This window comes from Phyllobacterium bourgognense, from assembly GCF_003337575.1.
In the GTDB taxonomy this organism is placed as follows: Bacteria; Pseudomonadota; Alphaproteobacteria; order Rhizobiales; family Rhizobiaceae; genus Phyllobacterium; species Phyllobacterium bourgognense.
The window spans coordinates 1-14,543 of the sequence record NZ_QPJM01000012.1 but is presented as its reverse complement, the minus strand read 5'-3'; the positions used below and the strand labels follow the sequence as shown (position 1 = coordinate 14,543).

Annotated in this window: 14 protein-coding genes; 4 read left to right on the top strand and 10 right to left on the bottom strand. The window is 55.1% G+C overall.

The window, feature by feature from the left end; all coding sequences use genetic code 11:
* Positions 1 to 12: 12 nt before the first annotated feature.
* The 7 genes from C7476_RS18845 to C7476_RS18815 form a co-directional block, all read right to left on the bottom strand.
* Entirely contained in the window at positions 13 to 975 is a 963-nt protein-coding gene (locus C7476_RS18845) for a glycoside hydrolase family 26 protein (protein ID WP_114431420.1), read from the bottom strand.
* Positions 972 to 1,619: a DUF995 domain-containing protein gene (locus tag C7476_RS18840; RefSeq protein WP_114431419.1), complete on the bottom strand. Its 648-nt coding sequence runs from the start codon at positions 1,617 to 1,619 to the stop codon at positions 972 to 974. Before C7476_RS18840 ends, C7476_RS18845 begins: the two co-directional genes overlap by 4 nt.
* On the bottom strand, positions 1,616 to 3,487 hold the full coding sequence (locus C7476_RS18835; protein ID WP_114431418.1) for a glycosyltransferase family 2 protein: 1,872 nt from the start codon (positions 3,485 to 3,487) through the stop codon (positions 1,616 to 1,618). The genes C7476_RS18840 and C7476_RS18835 overlap by 4 nt, the downstream gene beginning before the upstream one ends.
* Entirely contained in the window at positions 3,484 to 4,470 is a 987-nt protein-coding gene (gene galE, locus C7476_RS18830) for a UDP-glucose 4-epimerase GalE (protein WP_114431417.1), read from the bottom strand. Before galE ends, C7476_RS18835 begins: the two co-directional genes overlap by 4 nt.
* On the bottom strand, positions 4,470 to 5,519 hold the full coding sequence (locus C7476_RS18825) for a UDP-glucuronic acid decarboxylase family protein (RefSeq protein WP_114431416.1): 1,050 nt from the start codon (positions 5,517 to 5,519) through the stop codon (positions 4,470 to 4,472). Before C7476_RS18825 ends, galE begins: the two co-directional genes overlap by 1 nt.
* A 302-nt stretch (positions 5,520 to 5,821) precedes the next feature.
* Positions 5,822 to 7,000: a helix-turn-helix domain-containing protein gene (locus tag C7476_RS18820; protein WP_425374007.1), complete on the bottom strand. Its 1,179-nt coding sequence runs from the start codon at positions 6,998 to 7,000 to the stop codon at positions 5,822 to 5,824.
* Positions 7,001 to 7,326: 326 nt separating this feature from the next.
* Positions 7,327 to 9,099 (bottom strand): SLC13 family permease, encoded by a 1,773-nt coding sequence (locus C7476_RS18815; RefSeq protein ID WP_114431415.1) that lies wholly within the window; start codon positions 9,097 to 9,099, stop codon positions 7,327 to 7,329.
* Between the two features lie 328 nt (positions 9,100 to 9,427).
* On the opposite strand from C7476_RS18815, the gene C7476_RS18810 reads away from it, so the two are divergent.
* Together C7476_RS18810 and C7476_RS29505 are read left to right on the top strand one after the other, a co-directional pair.
* On the top strand, positions 9,428 to 10,150 hold the full coding sequence (locus tag C7476_RS18810) for a DUF2270 domain-containing protein (RefSeq protein ID WP_114431414.1): 723 nt from the start codon (positions 9,428 to 9,430) through the stop codon (positions 10,148 to 10,150).
* Positions 10,151 to 10,485: 335 nt separating this feature from the next.
* Entirely contained in the window at positions 10,486 to 10,785 is a 300-nt protein-coding gene (locus tag C7476_RS29505) for an I78 family peptidase inhibitor (protein WP_114431413.1), read from the top strand.
* Between the two features lie 71 nt (positions 10,786 to 10,856).
* Here C7476_RS29505 and C7476_RS18800 read toward each other — a convergent pair whose 3' ends face one another.
* Entirely contained in the window at positions 10,857 to 11,132 is a 276-nt protein-coding gene (locus tag C7476_RS18800) for a hypothetical protein (protein WP_114431412.1), read from the bottom strand.
* Between the two features lie 485 nt (positions 11,133 to 11,617).
* On the opposite strand from C7476_RS18800, the gene C7476_RS18795 reads away from it, so the two are divergent.
* Positions 11,618 to 12,049: a Cif family virulence factor gene (locus C7476_RS18795; RefSeq protein ID WP_114431411.1), complete on the top strand. Its 432-nt coding sequence runs from the start codon at positions 11,618 to 11,620 to the stop codon at positions 12,047 to 12,049.
* A gap of 105 nt (positions 12,050 to 12,154) precedes the next feature.
* Entirely contained in the window at positions 12,155 to 12,805 is a 651-nt protein-coding gene (locus tag C7476_RS18790; RefSeq protein ID WP_114431410.1) for a glutathione S-transferase family protein, read from the top strand.
* Positions 12,806 to 12,829: 24 nt separating this feature from the next.
* Here the strand turns inward: C7476_RS18790 and C7476_RS18785 are convergent, their stop codons facing one another.
* Together C7476_RS18785 and C7476_RS18780 are read right to left on the bottom strand one after the other, a co-directional pair.
* On the bottom strand, positions 12,830 to 14,389 hold the full coding sequence (locus C7476_RS18785) for a DHA2 family efflux MFS transporter permease subunit (RefSeq protein ID WP_114431538.1): 1,560 nt from the start codon (positions 14,387 to 14,389) through the stop codon (positions 12,830 to 12,832).
* Positions 14,376 to 14,543: isoprenylcysteine carboxylmethyltransferase family protein (locus C7476_RS18780; RefSeq protein WP_281032730.1), on the bottom strand; the 168-nt coding region annotated here is incomplete at its 5' end. The genes C7476_RS18785 and C7476_RS18780, both read right to left, overlap by 14 nt.

Here is a 14,543-nt window from a genome sequence, read left to right as displayed (position 1 = left end):
CCTGTATGGGATTTAGTTCACGACTTCATCGCTGACGACCCGCCAGTTGGGAAGTCCGTAGGGCCGGGGCCAAGGATATACTTCCTTGTCGTTGAAATAGACCACGGCGGTGAGTTGCGGAAATTCTGGATATTGCTTGGCGGCATTTTCGGCCCAGTTGTGTACGTAACCAGAATCTCCTTCGTATCCCAATTCAGCCACAACGACGGGTTTCCCAAAACCTGCGACCAAGCGATAGCCGGGCGCGAGTGCTTCAGCGAAAGTTCTTTCTTTTCCGAACTTGTCCTTGTCGTACTGCTGCAGGCCAAACACCGACAGGCCAATGATATCGACGACATCGTTTCCGGGATAGAAAGCAGCGAGTCCTGGCTCTCCCTTGGGCGACCACATATACTTTGCCGACTTGTTGTGCTGGCGGCATACTGTCACCATGCGCCGATAGGCAGAGGCATAATCGGCTGCTTTCCAATGCGACCAGGTGAACTGGTTGTCGGTAGCGTCCATTTCCTGCGCCCAGCGGATAGTCACTTCGCTCTTGAGCCCGGCCGCTGTCGAGCAGACTGCAGCCATATTAGCATCGTACCTGCCGGCCAGAATACCGCTGAGCAGTTGTTCGGGTGACGATCTCCAGTCAAGTGCCCAAGACCACGGCTCGACCGTAATGAAAAGCTTTCGACCGCGTTTCTGCGCATATTCATCGGCGATTGACAGCGATGACAAATCGACGTCTTCCCATGGAAGGAAGAGGTGCTCGATCTTCGAGTTCGGATCCGCGCTAAAGTCGCTATGCGGGTCATACGCGCCAAAGGTAACCGAGTTGGGGCCGATGATCGGCCGTTTATCGAAAGCATGAGCCGTATTGGGCTTCACATTGGCTGGTATGCCTCGGGGCACGCTTGCCGCAAGGACCGTTCCAGTTAACAGCAAAGTTGCAAATGAAACTGCAATGGCTGTGCGTGTTTTGTTATTGTTCATTGTGTTTTCCTCTTGCTAGCATTCGTCAACGTATTGCCTGCTAGTCTTTTTTGATTTTGAAGATCGGATTTTATTGTCCCTATGTCCGCAGACACGAGATTTTCTGCGACGAGCTTTTTGAACTCGTCGGTCTCAGTTGGCACGGCATGCCGGAAGATGTACCAGGACCCGGACGGTTCTTTCTTTTGGTAAATAGTTTCACCGGCACGCTTGTGGCTGAAACAGCTCGTATTGGCATGAACCCCTGACATCGTGTGCCATTCGGCGTTAAGGCATAAACGGCCATCGTCAGTCACAATCCAACGGCCTTGTGCCCATGCAATTTTATCCCCGACACCAGTACTTGCCGTGAAACGACGCTCCGCATCGTCAAAGCGACCGGCACCATCAGTCCAAGCCCAGGACTTGTCACGGTAAAGCATATAGAGTTCAACACCGGTCATAGGCTGCGCATCTGCAGAGGGGGAGACGCTCTCGCCCGCATGGGCAATATTCGTGAATGCAACAGCTGACACACAGACTGACACGAGTAAGGACCAGCGAAAGTATCCTGCGGCGCCGAGCTTTCGCTGCATTTGCGTCTTTGTCGGCGCTTCCCAATTGCCGAGCTCAAATTGGCCCGTTCGAGTTTTTCTCAGATTCATTTTGTTCCGCTCTCCTTGAGCCCTTCTTCTTTTGAGAAGTTGTTAATCGGCGGTGCTGCGGGCAGCCAACGCGGCTTAAACGTCAAGGTGCGGAGCTCTCCACTTCCCACCCCGGCACCTGACACTGCGTACCTCGTTTCATAGAGTCTTAGTCTGCCGGCACCCCACGCAAGAGCCTCCAGTCCTTCCTTCCCATGCTCAAAAGTTGCAAATCCTGGCAGGACGATGAGTGCAAGAAGGCTCGCGGCCATAGCGGGGCGATATGCTCTTGTTCGCACCCTGACGATATTCTCCCGGGCGTGTTGAACGACAATGGTCAGAAACAGAAGCGTATAGAGCACGGCATTGATGATCGCGAAGATATAGAACCCGCGCGTTTCCCCCGCGTTCTGCATCAGAAGAACCGGCAAGGTCGAAATGATCGACAGAATTCCGTAAGGCATAAGCACCCGCGAAGGCAATGGATCCACCTCAGACGCTCCCTTAGGGGTGATCCGGAAATCGACATGAGACCCCATGATCCGGTCGCGAACGGCAGCAACTGTTCCAGCGAGCGCCCAAGGCCAGCGCGCGAAGAGAAAAAACATAGTCTCCCAGCTCAGGATTTTAGCATCGAAGGGCCGGAATGAACCGCTCGAACGCCAACGATATGCCAGCACCATCAGCGCGACAGAAAGCGGCATGAAATGAGCGAGAAAGTCCGGATAGGTCACAGCGACAAAGTTCTGCTGACGCACCAACGCCAGGATCGGCATGAAGAACATCAGAGCCATGAAGAACGCGAACAGCGGATACCACAGTTGAGCGAACAGAAATTGGAATTTCAGCTTCAGCGGCAATCGTGGAACGTAGATTGGCGAATATTGCAAGAGCACCATGACGAGGCTGCGTGACCACTGGAATTCCTGCGTGACGAGGTCCGCGAATGTACGGGGGCCATCGCCATGTGCAATCGCGTCGAGCGCATGCACTCCGCGCCAGCCATGGGCATTCATAATCAACGTCGTGGAGTGATCTTCGGCTAGCTCCGGTCCAAGACCTCCAATTTCCTTAAGCGCGGACGTCCGCACCGCGTAGTGCGATCCTATGCAGAGTGGCGCAAGGCCGTGATTGTAACCGGCCTGAAGCGCACCATGCATACTGGCTTCGGCATAAAGCCTTCCGCGAGCAGACCAGCTCTCCGACGCATTTTGATCGCAAATGCTCGGCGCCGATACGTAGCCAACATCTGGATCGACAAACGGGCGCAACATCTCGACGAGGTAACCCGCCTCGGGCACATGATCGGCGTCAAGCTGGACCACAAAATCGTAGCGCTCGTAGCCGTAGTGATCGTAGAAGAAGGCAAGATTGCCCTCCTTGCACCTAGTACGGCGCGGCCAGGTCGACAGGTGATAATCCGGCCGGTTCTTCCGCGTCGAAACGAAAACGCCGTGCTGCTTGCACCACCTTAATGTTTCCAATGATGGATCTTCATCCGCGAGCCACACATCATGGGGGAACTCTTGAGCAAGCATGGCATTCAAAGTCGTCGCCACTATGGAAAAGGGCTCGGAGGGCGCTTTCGTCACGACCATGGCAACCCGACTGCCGGCCGGCAGTCGAAGCTTACCGTTTGGCTTCCTGGCATGATAGAATATGGCCATGAAGTAAGCAGGCAACAGTGTTACCCACGCCAGAATGGCAGTAACAGAGACGAAGCCCCAAAAGTCGATATAATGCTCCGGCTGTAGCCACCAGGACCAAAAATAGACAAGCAATGCCAGCCAGATGGCCGCGCCGACAAGGTATTCCATTTTGCTGGATCCCGTCAGGACAGGTACCAGAAATGGCTCCCGCGCCCCGCTAATCTTGTTCGCCTCGCTCATGCCCGCGACTCCAGTCCAAAGAAAGGAGCCGCGGTACGGACTATCGTTTCCAGATCGGAATATTCAGGTGTGAAGCCAAGTGTGCTCCGCGCAAACGTCGGGTCCGCATAAAGTGCTGGTGGATCTCCGGCGCGTCTTGGATGCATTTCGACCGGCACTTTCCGTTTGGTAACGCGGTCGATGGTCTCGATAATTTCTCCAATGGACGCGCCGCGCCCTGTTCCAAGATTGACGGAAAGATTTTCGCCACCAGCAACCAGATGATCCAGCGCCTGCACATGTGCACGCGCCAGGTCGGTCACATGGATATAATCGCGAACACAGGTGCCATCATCAGTTGCGTAGTCGTCACCATAGACGCTCAGGTGTGGAATAGCTCCTCCCGCAGCAAGCAGTGCTCGCGGGATCAAATGTGTCTCGGGCTCATGCCACTCGCCGAGTTCGCCTTCAGGATCGGCACCGCAGGCGTTGAAATATCGCAGCGCCACGTATCTCAGCGCATAGGCCGCCGCGTAATCTTGCAGAATTTGCTCCGCCATCAGCTTGGTCCTGCCGTACGGATTGATCGGCCGCTGCGGCGTTTGCTCGGTGATTGGAAGCGAGTCGGGAACGCCATAGGTTGCGCAACTCGATGAAAAGATAATCTTGTCGATTTCCGCATGCCGGCAAGCATCTAGAAGTGACAATGTCCCTGCGACGTTATTGTGATAGTATTTCGCAGGATCTTCGACGGACTCGCCGACATAGGCAGATGCCGCAAAATGCACAACTGCATCCGGTTTATACTGCGCGAGAGTCCGCGCCAGATTGCTCGTATCCAGGATATCGCCGTGCACGAAAGGCCCCCAGCGTACCGACGAGCGATTTCCGGTAACGAGATTGTCGAAAACAATCGGCTCGACTCCGTTCGAGTGCAATAGCTTGGCGGTATGACTGCCGATATAACCGGCGCCACCCGCAACAAGAACTCTCCGCGGAGACATTATGCGATCTCCGCAAGTTCATGTGCTTCCTCCGCAAGGAGACGATCGAAGTAATGGATCGTCTTCTCGAGACCGGTGGCAAGTGGCACCATGGGCTGCCATCCCAACTCGCGCCGAGCGAGCGAAATATCGGGACGGCGCTGGCGCGGATCATCTGTCGGCAAGGGATTGCGAATGGTCTTAGAACGCGAACCGGTCATCTGAATTACCATTTCTGCCAGCTCGAGAATGGTAAATTCGACGGGATTTCCAAGATTGACGGGTCCGGTGAATGATGGCTCGGTTGCCATCAATTGCTGAAACCCATCGATGAGATCGTTGACGAAACAGAAGGACCGCGTCTGCGAGCCATCACCATAAATGGTTATGTCCTGACCCTTCAGCGCCTGCACGATAAAGTTTGAGACGACACGACCGTCGTCGGGACGCATGTGCGGTCCGTACGTGTTGAATATCCGAGCGACCTTGATCTCGACGTGGTGCTTCTTGTTAAAATCGAAGAACAGGGTTTCGGCGCTGCGCTTGCCTTCGTCGTAACAGGATCGGGGGCCGAATGAGTTGACGTTACCCCAGTAACCTTCAACCTGCGGGTGAACCAGTGGATCGCCGTAAATCTCAGAGGTTGATGCCTGGAAAATACGGGCACCGGTGCGTGCGGCCAACTCCAGAAGATTGAGAGCGCCAAGAACGCAGGTCTTCATGGTGTGGACGGGATCCGCTTGGTAATGTGGAGGGGATGCCGGGCAGGCAAGATTGTAGATTTCATCCACCTCGATATCGATCGGATGGATGACGTCATGCTTCAAAACACTGAAGCGATCGAAATTGCGCAGATGGCGGATGTTGCGTTCGAGGCCCGTCGAGAAATTATCGACGCAGATGACGGTATGTCCCGCCTTGAGGAGCCGTTCGCAAAGATGCGACCCGAGAAAACCCGCGCCGCCGGTGACGAGAATGTGGCGGGGCCGTTGCTTTGACCGGACCACACGCACTTCGCCGAAGAGTGCATTGACATTTGGACGGGAAGGTAGCGGGCGTGTTGTTTTCATTGATCTGACCCCAAAAACTCGTTTTTCTTATCGATCAGCGGCGCCTGTTGTTTCTTAAATCCAACCTGGAATTAGTTTTGACGCCGTCGTCGTTCTTGTTTTTGGTATACTTTCTCGCCTCTAGCCTGTCGTTAGACGCGCATCCGGGAACTTGCCGCTCCGTCCATATTTGCGATGGAAAGCCTAAATCGTAAGAGAAAAAGGCGAGCCGCTGCTTACGGCGCGGCAAGGTGTGGCGACGGTACACGTTGCCGGTGGGACGGAACTGGCAGCGTTGGAATCGCTCAGGTTCGATTAAGGCATCAGTGGCCGAGGGATCTAAGCCACTCGTCGAATGAATGCGCACTGTCCACAAATTCTGCTGGCGCCACCACATGCGCAAAATACGGCGGCACCGCAACGCTGCGGGCCTCGCGCGGGCTGTAGCCGAATTCCTTGCTGAAGGCCCGGCTGAAATGGGCAGCGGACGTGAACCCTACTGCGGCCGCAATTTCTACGATTTGCTGTCGGTTGGCCGAGTTGCTCAATGCGGCGTGGGCCGACAGCAGGCGCCGCTTCTGTATGTAATGGAGAACGCCACCGCTAGGTTCAAACAATTGATACAGCCGCGTCCGCGATATCCCCAGTGCTCGGCACAAAGTGTCTGGCGTGAGATCGGACGAACTCAAATTGCCTTGCACGAAGCGGCGCACGCGCTCCATCAAAGCCAGGTTGCTCTGTGTGGCAGAGCCAGACGATTCTGCGGAAGATGAAATGCATGTCACGATCATGTCCCGGGTCGTCTGCACCACCTGCGGGAGATCCTTTGCCGCCAGGTTGGCAAGTTTTGCCTCGATGCCGTCCAGGTATTCGATCAACAGTTTGGGATAATTGCCGGACAATGTCGTGTTGTTTTTGATGTCGTTGCCAACCGGCGTATCAGCGAATAATTCGCGAGGCAAATAAACCGAAAGGCTTTGTGAGGCCGTCGTACGGCCGCGAAATGGATACCCCAAGGATCTGAATTCAACTCTCCCCGGCCCACCTTCACAAACTTGCCCATCAACTTCCGTCCATGATCGCCCGGTTCGCAGTACCACGACATGCCAATGATCAATTGTGTTTGATCGCAGCTTAGTGGAGGATCGCAGATAACTGTGAGGCGGAGCGTCCTGCTCCACAATAAGCATGCTGCCGAGATTCCAAGCAATATGGTCGGCGGGGAAGCCGCTTTCTGGCGTTACGCCATCTGGCAACTTGACGTCGACAAGTGGTGCCAAATAAGTCTGCCAGGCGACGAATTGATCACTTGGTGCTAAATCTCGCGTGGAAAATTGCAACGGACGCAATACTGGTGATGAAGGCGCGGACGCGTCCTCCAGGACAGCAGGTCCTCTCGGCCAACGGCGTCGTTCGCCCTGCTCATGCAAGGCATTGCCGTCAGGATTGTCAGATTTTGCAACCAGACGTGGCCGCAGTTTTCCTTTGTTGGAGTCCGGCAATACTTCCTCCTGACAACCGAAGTTTGTCTCTCCTGTCGTTCGACGAGTGAACCCCGACGCGTTAGCATTGCACTTCAAGGTTAATGTCCCTTGAAGATTGGGGGCTGTCGCAATCCGTTAGAGGCGTTCGACGGATCAGTCCAGCCAAGGCTAAGAATATCAAAGTGCTTAGCGAGCTTTTGGATTGAACTCAATCCAGTTCACCTGTCACCGGAAGCATAAAGTCCGCAGATTGCCTCGACCAGCCGGATAAAGACGTCGTTATTCGCGCTGATGATGAGACTTTTGCGGACGCTGGCTCGTTGGATGCGGCCTTGTGCTATCCTTCAAACAAGCGGCCAGAACACCAGCAATGCGGGCACCGCTGTGAGCACGATGATCAGCGAAAGTGGCAAGCCTAGCCGAGGATAGTCGCTGAACCTGTAGCCGCCCGGACCCATAACCAGCGTGTTGCACTGGTGGCCGATGGGTGTCAGGAAATCGCAACCGGCGCCAATGGCAACCGCCATCAAGAAGGCCTCCGGTTTAAAGCCGAGGGTGCCGGCAAAGCTGGTTGCAATTGGCGCCATCACAAGCACCGTTGCGGCATTGTTCAGGAATGGGGTGACGGCCATCGCGGCCACCAGGATAAGCGTCAGTGCCCCGAACGGAGGCAGTTGGTGTGCCATTTGGGTTAGCCAATGTGCGATCAGTTCGGTGCCACCCGACGTCCTCAGGGCGTCACTGACAGGTATAAGCGTTGCAAGCATTATCAGTATCGGACCATCGATTGCTGTATAAACTTCGCCGAGCGGAATAGCACGGAAAAGGACCATCGCGACCGCACCGGCAAAGAAGGCTATCGACACCGGCAACAGCCCGAACGCGGTCGATCCCATCGCGGCAAACAGAATGACGAGAGGAATAAGCCCGCGCCTGACACTGCCCAGCATGATGGTCCTTTTTGCCAGCGGCAGGCAGCCGAACTCGCGCAGCAATGTCGGCAGTACACTGCTCTGCCCCTGCAGCACGATGACGTCGCCGAACCGGAAGGTGATCTCACCCAGACGCTCCTTGATCCTTTCGCCATGGCGACTGACGGCAAGCAGATTGACGTTGTAACGATCGAACATTGCAAGGCGCTGCGCTGATTTATCGATCAACGGTGAGTGTTGGCCGATCACCGCTTCAACGGCCTCGACCTCCGCCGACCGCTCCTTATCCAACGGTGACCGGTCACGCGACAGTTTCAACTTTCCGGCCGTCACGATGGCGTCGAGCGCATGCGGGTTACCCTCCAGCACAAGCACATCACCTTCCACCAGTACGGAATCGGGAAGCGGTGTGACCCGGTGATCGGCACGCACGATTGACGTTACCATCGCCGCGCCCTCGGCCGGCTTTACCAAATCCGTCACGGTCTTGCCGACCGCCGACGATCCCTTCGCTACAGCAGCTTCGGAAACGTAGTTGCGAATTTCGATCGCCTCGTCCACAGAAACCGTTTCGCGTGTCCGCTCCGGAACCAGCCGGTAAAACAACACCAGATAGATAATCCCGGCGGCGGCAAGTGTTCCTCCGACAGGAGTGAAATCGAACATCGAGAAGCTCTGACCAACCACTTCCGCGCGCACGCGCGAGACCACGATGTTCGGCGAGGTTCCGATCTGCGTCATCAGGCCACCAATAAGGGCGCCAAATGCCATAGGCATTAGGAACACGGAAGCCGACACGTTCGATCGCCGCGCGAACTGGTAGGCAATGGGGATCATGATCGCCAGCGCTCCTATATTTTTCACAAAAGCCGACAACACGGTCACGATGATCACCAATATGGCTAGCTGCGCCCTTACCGACGACACCTGCGGCACGTACCGCTGCACCGCCGCCTCCATCAGCCCGGAACGCGCTACCCCGGCGCTGACAACGAGTGCACTGCCGACGATGATGACAATCTCGTCGCTGAAGCCGCTGAACGCCGCGTTAACGGGGACGACTCCAAGGGCGACCGCTGCGAGGAGCGAACACATCGCCACGATATCGTAGCGAACCCGGCCCCAAACGAATGCGGCCATCATCAGGCCTATTACCGTGAAGGCCAGGAATTGTTGTGTTGTCATGGGGCCTCCCATTTCTCACCAAATTCCGATAAGGCAGGATCGTTCCCAGCTCAATGAGTTTCATGGCTCATATAGATGTCTAAGCGGTAGCAAATGAAAAATCGGGATAAGGCAAAGTTAATGCCGATTCTATCACCCATCGAGTTGATACCGCGGTGCTTTCCAAAATATCCGCCACAATAGTGACGCCTTCAAAGTATCGATGACGCATTTTCCCACTAGAAGTTTTCTTGACTCTCTTCAATCTCCGGAACGAAACTAGAACTCGAAGCCATTGCTGGCGACTTCAGGCAGATAAACACGATGGAGGGCCTGCTGGGAGGCAGATATGGACGAAGCTCAGGAACAACTGCCGGTCAACGACACCGCGGCCAGATGGTCAGTCCCTCCGTTTCCAGCCACAACGGCGGAGTACATTACGGTATTGGCGCATTATCACCGCGCCGAGATGGGCCGCATGGCGGGTTGGCGCGACCGGATCGACCGGACAACCAACTGGGCCATCACAGGCGTTGCAGCGATGCTGTCACTATCGTTATCGTCGCCGACGTCGCATCACGGCGTGCTCTTGTTCGCCATGGTGCTGGTGCAACTTCTGCTGGTCATCGAGGCGCGGCGTTATCGATTCTTCGACGTCTATCGTGGTCGAGTGCGCCGGCTGGAGAAACATTATTTCGCTCAGGTCTTTGCGCCCCTGCCGGAGTTGGATGGCGGCTGGGCGCGCTTACTCGGCCAAGATTTGCGCAGGCCGCAATTCCTGATTTCCATCCGGGCGGCGATGTCGCGGCGGCTGCGCCGTAATTATTTATGGATGTTCCTTGTGCTGCTTCTGGCTTGGGTATTGAAAATCTCGACGCCTAAATTGCAGGATGACGGGGTCACGCTCGATGTTGCGCGATCACTCCATGAGATCGTCGCAAACGCCGCGTTCGGGCCGTTACCGGGTTGGCTCATATTGCTCGGGGTCATTATCTTCTACAGCTGGCTCGCCTACGCAGCCCTGCTCGCCGGCGACTCTGACAAGAAGGAGCACGGCGAGGTCCATGTCTGATAGGGGCGAAAACAGAGCGCGCTTGATCTTTGCGAAGACTGAGGCTCACCCAGACAATATGAAGCCGGAAGTCGTCTGGAAATCGCGAAGGTTCCCTCTATTCCACGACTTCGGCGGAGCGGAAAACATTCGCGCCGCGATGTTCGCAGGATGACGACGGCCATCTGCGATCGAATTTTATGAAGCGAGGATTTCGTACTGCTTTGCGATCGACGCGTGGACGACAGAGTAGTCCTATAAAATTGTTTCGTGGGACATGCCTGTGGTACCGAGGCTCCGCGTCAGTTTTCCGGTCATGGGCTTGATCTGGCTGTCTTTCGGTCCAATATGGCCAAATGTCCAAGCAACATCCTCCCATAGCTACAACTGCCGTCTTTTTTTCCCTCGGTCTTGTCGCCTGTGCCGCCGACGATAGTACCAATAGCGGTCGCTCTCTAGATCAATGCAATCCGATTGCTGCGCAGACACTCGTTGGAAGGTCGGGCGTAATGGACAGTGAGGCAAAGTCAATCACGGGAGCAGTTACCATACGCCGAATATCGCCCGGAGATATGGTTACGCAGGATTTCCGAAAGGACCGGCTGACAATGGAAGTTGACAGTCATGGTATCGTTATACGAGCCGTCTGCGGCTAGTATGCCTAAAGCGGCTACGGCAGCAAGGACGGCTGGCGGGCATGGGAACGGTCAGGAAATCGGAGTTCTTGCTATTTTGACCTGCTGTTATCGTTCGACTTTATTGTACCGAACCGTTGCACCGTGTTGTAGCGTAAATTCCTGATTTCTACGGTGCCATCTTCTAGAACGGTATAAACGACTTCCCCGTTCTTGGCTGTAGCGGTTTCACCCGGCTTTCCCTCACCCCTTATGATCTTGTTGATGGTTGCGAGTTGCGATGTACTGTCCTCCACGGCAAATGCAAATTGGGAATGCAAACCGATAGTCAGGACCAAAGCAAGAAGACCCGTTGTTGGTCTGTTCATGATCATTCCTTAAGAAGGTAGCAGAAAACAAAGCGGAATAATCTAACTCAATTGATGTTTTCTTCCGGAGCTTGAAGCTCGCAGTCAATCATAAATAGATACGAATACCGGTTGCCGCAACTCGAGCTGCGGCTTGGAGATGCAGAGCATGAACTTTCATTCGTGTGAGGAAACTCCTGAGGAAATTCCTTGACCGGGCGCAAGAAGGTGAACCAAGGAGCGCTTTCGCATTGGTGGTTTTAGACCACTTCCTCGTCACTGGATCGAAAGTGACTGGTATTGGGCTGGTTACCACGAGCTATCTCATTTGCTCGCACCAGCGCATTGCCAACCAGCCGTTGGCTACGCCGCCAATTTCAAGCCTGTTCGTACTCGCAAAATCGCGGTGGAGCACGGGTTAATGCTATCGTTTCGAATGGTTCTATTGCAACCCTTTGGCCAATGAACCGTTCGCTACTGAAAAAGCGGCGCCAAGGGAGGAAATCATGGAGACAAGCGTAAGAAAGCTCTTCGACCGATACGAACGCTTTTTCAGACAATCTCTTAGCGGCGACATGGACATGGACGAGATCGCATCGCTGTATGCCTCCGACTTCATAGCGGCCTCGCCTGGAGGGGTCGTGACCGGAAAGAATGACGACCAACTCAAGCAAGTCATGGCGCAAGGTTATAGGCACTATCGGGCGATAGGGACGAAGGAGATGCGGATACGCAACGTCCGTTTCTCGCCTATAGATGACTATCATTGCGTCGCCCATGTTGCCTGGACGGCAACCTATCTCCGCAAGAATCACTCGGATGTAGCGATAGATTTCGATGTTCACTACTTTGTCCAGGAGCTGGGCGGGGAGCCGAAAGTTTTCGGCTGGGTGTCAGGCGATGAAGAAGCGCTGCTAAGGAAACACGGCATCATCTGAAGTCGCTGGTGTGGCGTTCTGACTGCTAGAAATAGCTCGAGCGCGACGTGTCGGTATCTCGTTTAGCAAATCGTCTTCAAGACGGACAAGCTATGGAGAACAGCGATGACCATTACTATTACCGCGTTTGAACAATCGCCCGATGGCGGGAAGGGCCTGGCGCGTGACATGCGGGTTCGCTGGGCGCTTGAAGAAGTGGGCCAGCCTTACGACGTTCGTCTTCTATCGTTTAGCGCGATGAAGGAGCCCGCGCATCTCGCGCTTCATCCTTTCGGACAAATTCCGACCTATGAAGAAGGTGGTCTGGCCCTGTTCGAGTCGGGGGCGATCGTGTTCCACATCGCGGAGCACCATGCGGGCCTGCTGCCAGATGATGCGATGGCCCGGGCGCGCGCGATTACATGGATGTTTGCCGCACTCTCCACGATGGAGCCGCCGATCGTTGATCGCGAAATTGCCGAATACCTGGAGGGCAATGAGAGCTGGTATGAGCAGCGTCTCGCTGGCGTCGACGAACGCATACGTACGCGGCTGAGTGAACTTTCCAGTTGGCTTGGCGATGCCGACTGGCTTGACGGCGCATTCAGCGCCGGAGATCTGCTAATGGTACTGGTACTCCGCAGGCTGGACGGATCGGGCATACTGAACGACTATCCGAACCTTTCCGCCTACGTCGCCCGTGGCGAAGCGCGGCCCGCATACAAGCGCGCTTATAAGGCTCAGTCGGCAGTTTTCACCGCCGCATCGTCTGGCTGAAAAAGAGTCCACTGAGCGTGGCAATCAATGAATTACGGATGAGGGCTTCGGCGGGAGCTGGTAGGCAAACATGATGATCAGCATTGGTATCAAAGTTATCAGCGCTATCATGGCCCATGCGTCATTGATGGATTCCACCATCGCCGCCCTTGCAACCATAGGGCTGAAAATGCTCTGAGCGAGCGCATCGAATTTCCCCGGCACATGCGCAACAATCTCGTTAGCGGGCATTCCGATAAATCTTTCGGTCCGCTGATCCCCCGCCAGCAAGCCGTTGGCAATTGCGATGCCGTGCGTCGTTGATCGCGTGTAAATGACTGTGTCAATCAGAGCCAGGCCTATCGCGCCGCCAAGGTTGCGCATCAGATTGAACAGGCCACTGGCATCCGGTACCTGATCATCTTGAAGATTACCAAGAGCAAGACGCGTGGGCGGGAGCAGGCAAAACATTATTGCCAGACCCCGGATGACTTGGGGCCAGAACATCCCGGCAGCATCGGTTTGCGGTGTTTGAAAAGCACTGCAACCGAGGCCGATTGCGAACAACAGAAAACCAATCGTTGACAGCAGTCGCGCTTCGACCCGCTGTTCCAGTAGGACGGCAAACGGCGCAATCATCAGTTGTGCAATTCCGGTCACGAGCATTATTTCGCCTATTTGCAGCGCGTTATGGCCTCTGGCAAAAGCGAGAAAAACGGGCATGAGATAAACCGAGCCAAATAGACCGAACCCCAGAACAAAACTCAAAATGCAGCCAATGGTGAAATTTCGGTCTTTGAAGTTACGCAAATCGACTATAGGCGTGGGCGACGTCCAGGTTCGCCGGGTAAAGGCGACCAGCATAACCACGCTGAAAGCAGAAAGTGACAGAACGACGGGGCCCAGCCAGCCACGTTGCGGCGCTTCTTTCAACGCGATCTCCAGGGCGGCAAGACCCATCGCCATCATTGCCAGCGATTGAAAATCAATCGATCGGAAGTACTTGAGTTCCATTGGGGCGCGCGGAAGCAGCCAAGCTGCCAATGACGCCGCAACCAGGCCAGGACCGATATTGATTAAAAAGAGCCAGTGCCATGAGTACGTCTCCGTTATCCATCCCCCGATGATTGGTCCGACGGTCGGAGCCATGACTGCAACGACACCAGCGACGGTTGTGGCGATACTTTGGTGCCGCTGCGGAAACAAGAGGAAAACCGCAGAGAAAACCAACGGGATCAAGGTTCCACCTGAGAACCCCTGCAAGACCCGCCAGCACAGAAGGGCATTGAAACTATCGCTTTGTGCGCACCCGACGGAAGCAGCGGTAAACAGCAAAGTGCCACATACAAAAAGCCCGCGCATACTGAGCAAGCGGGTCAAGAAGCCCGTCAGCGGGATCGCAACGATTTCGGCGATCAAATAGGCGGTCTGAATCCAGCTCATTTGATCTGGGTTGATGCCCAAAGCACCCTGGATTGTTGGTAGCGATGTGGCGACGATCTGGACGTCGAGAATGGCCATGAACATCCCGATGCACATTGCGAAAAAGCCCAGCCAAGTTGAAAGACTTGGCAACCGCGCTTGGCCTGGGTCAGTGCCTTGCATCATGGCGCAACTCCGAAAGCGCGGCATTCTCTTCCCGGATCCTTACCGCCAGAACCAATGCATTCAGCGCGGAGAATGCGAGAGCATACCATACCAGTCCAAAGCACAAGGGCAGCACGGCGATCTCTCCGATCACGACGACATAATTCGGATG